The 1,037-nt window shown below is 46.8% G+C and carries 1 protein-coding gene; it reads left to right on the top strand.

The features are described 5' to 3' along the window. Positions 1-358 precede the first annotated feature (358 nt). Positions 359-601 carry a NifU family protein gene (locus NZ772_19390; protein MCS6815721.1) on the top strand — a complete coding sequence of 81 codons (243 nt, stop codon included), beginning with the start codon at positions 359-361 and terminating at the stop codon, positions 599-601. The last annotated feature ends 436 nt before the right edge of the window (positions 602-1,037 follow it).

The raw sequence follows: 1,037 nt of genomic DNA, 5'->3' as shown, positions 1-1,037 counted from the left end.
TGGTGCCATTGGGGCACGAGAAAACCAGTAATTAGAAGCACAGCCAATCCTATCCATTTACCTACACGAGTCAGATGGTGGCGCTGAAACCACAGATGGGGCATCACGAGGTAACAGGATTGACGATCGTGATTAGTCTGATAGTGCATGGCGTAATAAATAATGGTTATGAGGAGGGTGAAATGTTTAGAGCTGGCGTAATGGTAGCTCAGGTTTTCTGAATGGTATCAACATTCTTATCCGTTGGATTGACGAATCATAAGGATAAATTTGTCTAGGGGTGCAAAATTCTTCCCAACAACCAATAGCTTGGGCTACTAAGATAGAAATAATTACTAATGAGAGATGGAACACAGCTATGAATGAAACGCTGGCCTTGACCCCTGAGAATGTAGAGAAAGTTTTGGATGAACTCCGCCCCTATCTAATGTCCGATGGCGGCAATGTGGAACTGGTAGAACTAGATGGCCCTGTGGTCAAACTGCGACTCCAAGGTGCCTGTGGCTCTTGTCCTAGCTCTACCATGACCCTAAAGATGGGCATCGAGCGGCGTTTGCGGGAATTTATTCCAGAAATTGCTGAAGTCGAGCAAGTGCTTTAGGGATCCACAATGTGGAGTTGAAGGTGGAATTTTTAGTTAAAATTTCTCAAATAAAGTTTCTCAAACTAGGGCGGAGACAGCCATGTGGTGGCCTCCGCTTTTTCATCGGATAGATTGTATGGGATAGACTGTTACTTCAGACATCGCTAGATATGAGAGCAGGTCACTGGTCTAGAGGCTTATCCCTTAGCCTTTTCTTCTCCCAAGTTGGGAAAGGGGTTTAGGGTGAGGGCAAAGTAGCATACATCCACAGGGTGTTAGATGACAAGATTACTGTGAGGAGAGTTGAATGAGTCTTCGGAACCATCGGCAAATGATGCCCCTAGTAGCATTTGTAACCACTGTAGCAACACTATGGTTATCGGGAACTGCGATCGCCCAGGTGCCACCCCCGCCTCGCGATCGCATCCTCACTGTCACTGGACGCGGCAGCCAA

Source organism: Cyanobacteriota bacterium (genome assembly GCA_025054735.1).
Classification (GTDB): Bacteria; Cyanobacteriota; Cyanobacteriia; order SKYG9; family SKYG9; genus SKYG9.
This window is presented reverse-complemented; position numbering and strand designations above follow the sequence as displayed.

Bases quoted from the DNA above. Each gene is read 5' to 3' on its own strand.
- NZ772_19390 (MCS6815721.1), top strand. From the start codon at position 359: ATGAATGAAACGCTGGCCTTGACCCCTGAGAATGTAGAGAAAGTTTTG.